5 protein-coding genes and 1 pseudogene are annotated in these 9,391 nt (G+C 71.5%); 1 reads left to right on the forward strand and 5 read right to left on the reverse strand.

What is annotated here, in order from left to right:
• Window positions 1–34: 34 nt before the first annotated feature.
• Window positions 35–1,447 (forward strand): annotated as a pseudogene (locus tag ABZ564_RS29535) (CehA/McbA family metallohydrolase).
• 48 nt (window positions 1,448–1,495) lie between these two features.
• Here the strand turns inward: ABZ564_RS29535 and ABZ564_RS29540 are convergent.
• The 5 genes from ABZ564_RS29540 to ABZ564_RS29560 all read right to left on the reverse strand — a co-directional run bounded on the left by ABZ564_RS29540 (window position 1,496) and on the right by ABZ564_RS29560 (window position 9,215).
• Window positions 1,496–4,537, reverse strand: coding sequence for a glycoside hydrolase family 38 C-terminal domain-containing protein (locus ABZ564_RS29540; protein WP_360862186.1), 3,042 nt, complete (start codon window positions 4,535–4,537; stop codon window positions 1,496–1,498).
• A 113-nt stretch (window positions 4,538–4,650) separates the two neighbouring features.
• The gene (locus tag ABZ564_RS29545) at window positions 4,651–5,961 is read right to left on the reverse strand and encodes a glycosyl hydrolase (protein ID WP_360862187.1); all 1,311 of its coding nucleotides are present in this window, start codon (window positions 5,959–5,961) and stop codon (window positions 4,651–4,653) included.
• A gap of 28 nt (window positions 5,962–5,989) precedes the next feature.
• Entirely contained in the window at window positions 5,990–7,486 is a 1,497-nt protein-coding gene (locus ABZ564_RS29550; protein WP_360862188.1) for a sulfatase, read from the reverse strand.
• Window positions 7,483–8,376: a carbohydrate ABC transporter permease gene (locus ABZ564_RS29555; protein ID WP_360862189.1), complete on the reverse strand. Its 894-nt coding sequence runs from the start codon at window positions 8,374–8,376 to the stop codon at window positions 7,483–7,485. Before ABZ564_RS29555 ends, ABZ564_RS29550 begins: the two co-directional genes overlap by 4 nt.
• Window positions 8,373–9,215, reverse strand: a complete 843-nt coding sequence (locus ABZ564_RS29560) for a sugar ABC transporter permease (protein ID WP_360862190.1) — start codon at window positions 9,213–9,215, stop codon at window positions 8,373–8,375. The genes ABZ564_RS29555 and ABZ564_RS29560 overlap by 4 nt, the downstream gene beginning before the upstream one ends.
• Window positions 9,216–9,391 lie beyond the last annotated feature (176 nt).

A 9,391-nucleotide genomic window follows, 5' to 3' on the forward strand; every position in this document is an offset into this window, starting at 1 on the left:
GCACAACGTTCCGCTGCGCTACCTTGCGAATCCGATGACCGGAGCACGACTGAGAAGAGGAGGGAGCACCTTGTCGAGGACGAGCTCGGGCTTCCCGCCGGCGCAGGCGGTCGGACGCGGGGCAGCCTGGTACCGCGGGGACTGCCATGTCCACTCCGTTCACTCGGACGGGGAGCTCACCCCGGCGGAGCTGGCCGCTCGGGCACGCGCCGCCCGGCTCGACTTCATCGCGACGACGGAGCACAACTCGGCGGCAGCCCTGCACACATGGGGGCATTTGGCCGCTGATGACTTCCTGATCGTCCTCGGGGAGGAGGTGACCACGAGGACCGGGCACTGGATCGCGCTCGGCCTCCCTCCCGGCGAGGTCGTCGACTGGAACCACCAGGCCGGGGACGGATCTGTCGACAGGCGCCTGGACCAGGTCCATCGAGCAGGGGGGCTGTGCGTGGTTGCACACCCGCATGCGCCCTACCCGTCGGGCGACTTCGAGTTCCCCTTCCAGGGCTTCGACGCGGTCGAGGTGTGGAACGGGCTGTGGAGTTCGGACCGGCCCTGGAACGCCGACAACGAGGCGGCTCTCACGGAGTGGGGGCGGAGCCTCGCGACGGACATCCGAACGGGCTCGTGGCGGCCGGCGATGGGCAACAGCGACACCCACCTGGAAGGGCAGATCGGTGTCCCTCACACCGTCGTCTTCGCCGAGGAGCTGAACACCGAGGCGCTCCTGGCCGGAATCCGTGCCGGCCGCAGCTGGATCGCCGAGTCGGCGGACGTGGACGTGTCGTTCACCGCCCATGCAGATGGTCGCGTTGCCGGGGTCGGAGAACGGCTCGCGACCCTTGGGGGGCAGGTGGAAGCGCGGGCAACGGTACGAGGGGTGGCGGCGGGGACCGTCGGCTTCCACACCGACCGGGGGGAGGTTCACGGGGCGTCTCTCCCGGCCGACGGAGTGGGGGTGGTGCAGTGGGATACCACGGTGGAGGACTCGATGTTCATTCGTATCGAAGTCCGTCACCCCAACGGGCACGTCGCCGCACTTACCAATCCGATCATCCTCAGCTGACCGCTCCTCTCGCCAGCGCACCAGCTGCCTGATCGGCCCGGACCACCACGGGGCGGGCTGCTGTGCGTCGTCCCGGGGCGCACCACGACGCTCAGGGTGAACGGACGGGCCTGCGTCTCCACGCGTCCGGAGCTGTTGTCGCAGCTGACCGCCGTGGGCGAGCCGTCGGCCAGTGCGCTGGTGGTGGGCATCGAGGAGGTGCAACCGCACTGTCCCGAGTCGCTTCTGCGCAGTGGGGCCCGGAAGCCGGAGCAGTGGCTGCCGGCGGACGACCGGCCGACCTCCGCCGAGGTGACGCCGGCCCGGTTGCGGATGCCGGAGCCGGCGCTCGCCGACATCGAGCAGGCGGAGGCGGATTCGCTGAAGTACCGGTACGAGTGACGCGGCGGAGTGCCCCGCCCGGCGGGCGGGGCACTCCGGACCGGCGGCTCAGCCGTTGTCGGTGGTCACGAGGGACGCGCCCTCGTCGCCGGCCGCCCGGGGCGACAGGCGGAGCGTCAGCACCTGGAACGGGAGCAGGTCGATCCGCGCCTGCCCGTCCTCGACGGTGAGCGAGGCGACGGAACGGGTGTCGGCCGTCTCCTCCTCCAGCAGGTCGACCACCCGCACGGCGACCGCGTCGCCGAACTCCGGGCCGGGCCGCAGACGGGCCCGCCCGCGGCCTCCGCCGGCCTCGTAGAGCCGGACGATCACATCGCCCGACCGGTCCTCGGCGGCCTTCACCGTCTCCAGGACCACGGCCCCCGTCACCGGCTCCAGCGCGACGGGGAGCGGCACCGGGGCCAGCACCCGGTTGACGCGTTCGGCCACCGCCACCACGTCCCGGGCGTCGTCGCTCACCGCCAGCACCCAGCGCTTGACGTGCTCGCCCTGGTCGGTGTGCGGGTCGGGGTAGCGGGGCGCGCGGACCACCGAGGCCGCGACCTCGACGCCCGAACCGTCCCGGGCGGCCACCTCGTGGCCGTAGCTCCCGTCGTTGACCACGGCGATGCCGAAGCCGGGCTCGCCGACGTGCACATAGCGGTGCGCGCAGGTCTCGTACTGTGCCCAGTCCCACGAGGTGTTCTCGTTCAGCGCGCGCTCGACGTAACCGAACTGCGTCTCGAAACGGGCGGTGCGGGCCGCGACGTCGAGCGGCAGGGAGAGGGTGAGCAGCTGCTCGGACTCCCGCCAGTCGACCTCGACCCCGACCTCGACCTCCCGGCGGTCCGGCGCCACCAGGTACGAGACCCGTGCCGTGGAGCGGCCGAACGAGCGCGTGACCACCAGGCCCGCGAGGCCGCCGCCCTCCTCGGCCCGGACGGTCTCCCATCCGTCGACGCCGGTGAGGGGCCGCGCCGTACGCCGTGCGCCGCGGTCGACGTCCCAGGCGTCCCAGACCACGGGCTGGTCGCGCAGCAGCCGCAACTGGCCCAGCCGGGCCCCGGCGGGGACGATCTCGCGGCCGGTGGCCCGGTCGGTCCAGGAGACCACGGTGCCGTCCTCGTCGAGACGGAGCACGACGTGGTCCGTCTCGATGGTGCGGGCGGCCGCGTCCACCCGGACCGCCCCGGCCGGCTCGGCGACCGTCGCCGCTGCCGCCGTCGGCGCCTTTGCCTCCGCCCGCTCCGCGAGGGCGCGGGCCTCCGCCTCGATCCGTGCGTACGTGGCACGGGCCTCCCGGTGCACCCAGGAGATGGACGTGCCGGGCAGGATGTCGTGGAACTGGTGCAGCAGCACCCGCTGCCACAGCGAGGCCAGCTCCTCGTACGGGTAGGTGCCGCCGGCCAGCATGGCCCGCACCGCCCGGCCCTCGACCTCACGCAGCAGGCTCTCGCTGCGGCGGTTGCCCTGCTTCATCGCCACCTGGGTGGTGAAGGTCGCCCGGTGCAGTTCGAGCGCCAGCTCGCCGCGCCAGACCGGTGTCTCGTCCCCCGTCTCGGCGTGCAGGTCGGAGAAGAACGCCTCCGGGCGGCGCTGGGTGACGCGGGCGCTGCCTTCGAGGTCGGCGAGCCGGGCCACTCGGCCGAGCATCTCGCGGGTCGGACCGCCGCCGCCGTCGCCGTAACCGAACGGGACGAGGGAGTGGTCGGAGAGCTCCTTGTCGCGGAAGTTGCGCACCGCGTGGGCGAGCTCGCGCGGGGTCACCTCGGCCCCGTACGTGTCCACGGGCGGGAAATGGGTCAGCAGACGCGTGCCGTCGATGCCCTCCCACCAGAAGGTGTGGTGCGGGAAGTCGTTGGTGTCGTTCCAGGAGATCTTCTGGGTGAGGAAGGATTCGAAGCCGCCGAGCCGGGCCAGCTGCGGCAGGGCCCCGGAGTAGCCGAAGGAGTCGGGCAGCCACAGGATCGTGTTGGCCGAGCCGAACTTCTCCCGCATGTAGCGCTGGCCGTGCAGGATCTGACGGACCAGCGACTCACCCGACGGCATGGTCACGTCCGACTCGACCCACATGCCGCCCACGGGGACGAACCGTCCCTCGCGGACCCGCTCCACCACCCGCTCGAAGACCTCGGGGGCGTGCTCCTCGATCCAGGCGTACTGCTGAGCGGAGGACATCGCGTAGACGAATTCGTCGAACTCGTCCATCAGGGAAAGCGTGTTGGCGACCGTCCGGGTCACCTTGCGGGCGGTCTCGCGGACCGGCCACAGCCACGCCGAGTCGATGTGCGCGTGCCCGACCGCCGTCGCCCGGTGCGCGGTGGCATGGGACGGACGGGCCAGCACGTCGCGCAGGCGGTCGCGGGCACGATCGGCGGACGCCGCCAGGTCCTCCGGGTCGATCTCGTCGAGCGCGCGGTCCACGGCACGCAGCAGCCGGTGGTGGCGCGGCTCGTCGGCCGGGAGCTCGGCGGCGAGTCCGGCGGCGACCTCCAGATCGAGGGCGAGTTCGTACAGGCCGCGTTCGAGTACGCAGATCTCGGCCCGGCGCAGCCGGTAGCACGGGGCGTCGCCCGCCGTCTCCTTCTCGCCGGCCGTGACCGGGCGGAAGGGCGGCACCTCCAGCAGCAGCGGGTTGGAGGCGGCCTCCAGGTAGAGGGTGAACTCCTCGCCCGGGGCCGCGACCCCGGTCAGATCGACCCAGCGGTTCTTCGGGTTGAGGGCCTTGAGGATCCGGCCCTCGGCCGTCATCACCAGGCCCTCGCACTGGAAACCGACCGAGTGGTCCTCCCAGCCGAGGTCGACGATGAGCTCGGTGCGCTCACCCTCGGCGAGGCCGGCGGGCACGGTGCCGGTGATGCGGAACCAGGTGGTCCCCCAGGCCGGTCCCCATTCCCGGCCGACCTGGAAGGGCAGGTATTCCGGGGTCTCGCGGGCGGGGTCCGGGGCGATGCCGAGTGCGTGGGCGGCCGGCACCGGCTCGCCCTGCCCGCCGTCGACGGCCCAGGCGTGCAGGGTGACCGGCGCGACGGGGCGATGGACGTACGGCGTGATCCGGTCGCGGACCACGCGGGCCACCCTGGCCTGGGTCCGGGTGGTGGTCGAGTGCATCGAACTCCCTTTTCGTGCTGCGGTGGTGCTGTGCGGTGATACGTGGTGCGGTGCGGTGGTGCGTGTGGCGGGGCGGACCGGGCCGCCCGGCCGGGACCGGGCGGCCGCGTCCGTCAGAGCACGGGCTCCGGTACGACGGTGTTGACCGCCTGGTACACGGCGCGTGGCGCGCCCTCGGGCACCCGGTGCAGCGCGGTGATGCCGCGGGCGGCCTGCGCGGGCGTCCCGACGGCCGAGGAGAGGACGAGCGCCGGGTGGGCGCCCTCGCGGGCCAGCCGCATCCACTCCTCGAAGACGGCGCCCCCCGGCCCGAGCGCGCCACGCGCCACGGGCACGTCGGCCTCGTCCACGTCCACGACGACCGCGGCCGTGCGGGGCGCGACCGCGGGCGGCGCGGTCCGCAGGTCGGCGATCACCTCGGCGAAGCGGCTGCCGATCGGCTTGGCGCGGCGCTCGGAGTCGATCAGGCCCAGGGTGTACTCCAGCTCCGGGAAGTCGCCGAAGCGGCGCGGCACGTCGTGCGAGCACCACCAGGTCACCCCCCACAGGCCGGCGGTCGCCGCGGCCGAGCGGACCGTGGCCTCCAGGAAGCCGGGTGCCTCCTCCGCGCTCATGCAGTTGAGCGGGGCACCCACCTCCTGCAGCCAGACCGGCCGGTCCGGGTCCGTGGCGAAGGCCCGGGACAGCTCGATCAGGTACTCCGCGTGGTGGTCGGACTCGAAGGACCGGCTGCCGTAGCGCTGAGCGGTGCCGTTGAACACCCACGAGTGGATCGACGTCATGGCGCCGTCGCGGGTGGCGTGCGCCGGGGTGAAGGGGTGACCGTCCAGGTACCACACGGCGTCGTAGGCGCTGTGCAGGTGCTCCTTGCCGGGCGCGCCCGTCTCGGCGGCGCCGAGGAGGGCGTCCAGCCAGCCGGTGACCTGCCCGGCGTCGGCGCGCATGGGGCTGGGGTGCGGGTCGCCGGAGAACTGGTTGAGCTCGTTGCCCAGGGTCAGCCCCAGGAAGTTGGGCTCGCCGGCCAGCGCCTCGGCCAGGGTGCGGACCAGCAGTACCTGGCCGGCCACGGCGTCCGGGTCGGTGAACATGTTGCGTCGGTGCCAGCTGTCCAGCCACGCCGGGACGAAGTCGAAGCTGGACAGGTGCCCCTGGAGCGCGTCCACGGAGGCGTCCAGTCCGAACTCGGCGGCGGCGGCGACCACCCGGCGCACGTCTTCGACGGCTTCCGGCCGCACCCAGGTGCGGTTGGGCTGGAGCACGGGCCAGAGCGGCAGCAGACGTACGTGGTCGAGACCCAGCTCGGCGAGGCCGGCGAAGTCGCGCCGGACCTCGTCCAGGTCGAGGCCCATCCAGGAGAACATCCACGTCTGGGAGGGGGTGTAGTTGGCGCCGAAGCGGAGGCTGCGGTGTGCGAGGGGGGTCATGGTGCGGTACTCCTGCAGTTCATCCGGTTCAGAGGCGGCCGCGCGCGGCGGCGCGTTCGGCGGGGCTGGGCCGCACGTAGGGGGTGTCGCCGAGTTCGGCCTGTACGCGGGCCAGTTCCTCGGTCAGCGTCTCGCGGACGGAGCGGTACTCCGGGTCGTGGTACACCGAGCGGAGCTCGTTCGGGTCCTTCTCCAGGTCGAAGAGTTCCCACTCGGGCGGGTAGGTGACGTTGTTGGTGTTGGGCAGGCCGAGCCCGTCCGCGTAGTAGTAGATGAGTTTGTGGCGTTCGGTGCGGATGCCGTAGTGCGCCCACACGTGGTGCATGTGGTCGTCGTGCTCGTAGTAGCGGTAGTAGAACGTGTCCCGGTGGGGCGCGTCCGGCTCGCCGGTGAGCATGGGCATGAGGTTGATGCCCTGCATGCGCGGGTGCTCGGGCACACCGGCCGCGGCCAGGACGGTCTGGGCCAGGTCCAGGCCGGACACCAGCGCGTCGGTGCTCTGCCCGGCGGGCACCCGGCGGGGGTAGCTGAGCAGGAGGGGGATGCGCAGCGACGCCTCGTCCATGAGGCGCTTGTCGAACCAGCCGTGCTCGCCGAGGAAGAAGCCGTGGTCTGCGGTGTAGACGGTGAGGGTGTCGGCGGTCTCGCCACGCGCCTCGACGTACTCGGCGAGCCGGCCGACGTTCTCGTCGATGGCGGCGACGCAGCGCAGGTAGTCGGCCATGTAGCGCTGGTACTTCCAGCGTGCCATGCCCCGGTAGTCCAGACCCTCCGGCGGGTCCTCCTTGAGGTCCACGTCGGCCAGGTCGTCGGCGATGCGCAGGTTGGCGTGGTGGACGGGGGTGGCCCGGCCGCTGTAGTCGTCGTCGAAGGTCTCGGGCAGCGGGATCGGGTCGGTGTACAGGTGCATGTGGCGCTCGTGCGGCATCCACGGGCGGTGCGGGGCCTTGTGCCAGACCAGGGCGCACCAGGGTTCGTCCGTGGGCTGCTCGTCCAGCCAGGCCGTCACCCGGTCGATGAGCAGGTCGGTGACGTAGCCCTCGTGCTGGACCGGGCCCTCGGCGGTGAGGAAGACCGGGTCGTGGTACGTGCCCTGGTCGTCGAGGATCTCCCAGTGGTCGAAGCCCTGCGGGTCGTGGCCCTCTCCGTGGCCGAGGTGCCACTTGCCGAACATGGCCGTGCGGTAGCCGGCGGCCTTGAGCTGGGAGACGAAGGTGGGCTGGCTCGCGTCGATCGGGGTGGCGAGGGTGGTGACGCCGTTGACGTGGCTGTAGGTGCCGGTGAGCACGGCCGCGCGGGCGGGGGAGCAGAGCGAGTTGGTCACCATGGCCTGGTCGAAGCGCATGCCGGCGTCGGCGATCGCGTCGATGTGCGGCGTGGTGTTCATCACCGAGCCGTACGCGCCGATGGCCGGGGCGGCGTGGTCGTCGGTGAGGATGAGCAGGATGTTGGGCCTGCGGTTCATGGGGTGGCCTTTCACGGTGCGATCGCCGGCGTTCTCGTTCTCGGTCGCAGGGCTGCTCATCCCTTGACCGCCCCCTCGCCGACGCCGCGGAAGAAGTACCGCTGGAGGGCGAAGAAGAAGATCACCAGCGGGAGGATCGCGACGACGGTGCCGGCGGCGATGACGCGCGGGTCTCCCTGGAAGGTGCCCTGGAGGTAGTTGAGGCCGACGGTCAGGGTGTACTTGCTCTGGTCGGACAGGACGATGAGCGGCCACAGGAAGCCGTCCCAGGACCCGACGAACGCGAAGATCGCGACCACGGCCGTGGTGCCGCGTACCGAGGGCACCGCGATGTGCCGGAAGCGCTGCCAGGCGTTGGCGCCGTCGAGGGTGCCGGCCTCCTCCAGCTCGTCCGGGATGCCGGCCATCGCGTTGCGCATCAGGAGCACGTTCAGCGCGCCCACCGCGGACGGCAGGATGACGCCGAGGAGCGAGTTGTTGATGCCCATGGAGAGGGTGAGCATGTACTTGGCGATGAGCACGACCTCGCCGGGTACGAGCATCGCGGTCAGGAAGACGGTGAGTGCCAGCTTCTTGCCGCGGAAGTCCATCTTCGCCAGGGCGTAGCCCGCGCAGGTCGCGCCGATGATGTTGGTGATCACCACCGACACGGCGATGATCAGCGAGTTCATCGCGTAACGCCAGATCGGCACGATGTCGGAGACCTTCGAGTAGGCGTCCAGCGACGCCTTCTCGGGAAGCAGCTGGGGTGGTGAGGAGTAGATGTCGACGCCGTGGCCCTTGAGGGACGTGGAGATCTGCCAGAGCAGCGGGCCCAGGCAGACGACCGCCATGAGGACGAGCGCGGCGTAGCGTGCGGTGTTCAGCGCGATGCGGCGTCGCCGGATGATGCGGCGGGCGGGTGTGGAGGGCGGCTCGACGATTCCCGACCCGCTCGGGGCGACGGTCATTTCTCGTTCTCCCGGTTCTGCATCCTGAGTACGGCGATCATCAGCCCGATGGTGATGACGAAGACGACGATCGAGAGGGCGGAGGCGTAGCCGACCTCCGCGTCGAGCCCCGTGCCGACCCGCTGGATCAGCATGACGAGCGTGATGGCCGATCCGCCGGGCCCCGCGGAGTTCCCCGACAGGACGTAGATCTCCGTGAAGACACGGAAGGCGGCCACCGAGGACAGGGCGGCGATCAGCACCATGGTGTTGCGGACGCCGGGGATGGTGACCGAGAAGAAGCGCCGCCACCAGCCGGCGCCGTCCATCGCCGCCGCGTCGTACAGGTCCTTGCTGACGTTGGTCAGCGCTGCCAGGTAGATGACCATGTACCAGCCGAGTCCGGTCCAGACCGTGACGAACATGGCGCTGCCCATCAGCAGCCAGCGGTCCGTCAGGAAGGGGATCGGGTCGGAGATGAAGCCCAGGGCCTCGAACGTCCCGTTGACCAGGCCCTGCGGGTCGAGCAGCCAGGTCCACATGATGCCGACGGCCACGGTCGAGGAGACCACCGGGACGTAGTAGGCGGTGCGGAAGAAACCGGCCCCCGGCAGCTTCGTGTTCACCAGCATGGCCAGCAGCAGCGGCAGGAACACCATGCACGGCACGACGACGACCATGTAGAGCGCGGAGTTCTCCAGCGCCCGCCAGAAGCGTTCGTCGTCCCACATGCGGGTGAAGTTGTCGAACCCGACGAACTTTCCGCCACGCAGCCGGGTGGCGTCGGTGAAGGCCAGGACGATCGTGTTGAGGAACGGGAAGACCGTGAAGATCCCCTCGCTCAGCAGCGCGACCGCCATGAATATCCAGGGGGTGAGCTTTCCGTGCCGGGCGGCGCGGCGGGCCGGGGCGGGGCGGGCCCCCCCGCGCGCGGGGGGGGGGGGGGGGGCTGCGTGTCCGCGCGCCCCCCCCCCCCCCGGGGGGGCCCCCGCGCCCATGTCCGGCTCCACGCCCCCCGGTATCCTGCGGATGTCCA

This window comes from Streptomyces sp. NPDC019224, assembly GCF_040632605.1.
Taxonomy (GTDB): Bacteria; Actinomycetota; Actinomycetes; order Streptomycetales; family Streptomycetaceae; genus Streptomyces.

Bases quoted from the DNA above. Each gene is read 5' to 3' on its own strand.
- ABZ564_RS29540 (WP_360862186.1), bottom strand. From the start codon at position 4,537: ATGCACTCGACCACCACCCGGACCCAGGCCAGGGTGGCCCGCGTGGTC.
- ABZ564_RS29545 (WP_360862187.1), bottom strand. From the start codon at position 5,961: ATGACCCCCCTCGCACACCGCAGCCTCCGCTTCGGCGCCAACTACACC.
- ABZ564_RS29550 (WP_360862188.1), bottom strand. From the start codon at position 7,486: ATGAGCAGCCCTGCGACCGAGAACGAGAACGCCGGCGATCGCACCGTG.
- ABZ564_RS29555 (WP_360862189.1), bottom strand. From the start codon at position 8,376: ATGACCGTCGCCCCGAGCGGGTCGGGAATCGTCGAGCCGCCCTCCACA.
- ABZ564_RS29560 (WP_360862190.1), bottom strand. From the start codon at position 9,215: ATGGCGGTCGCGCTGCTGAGCGAGGGGATCTTCACGGTCTTCCCGTTC.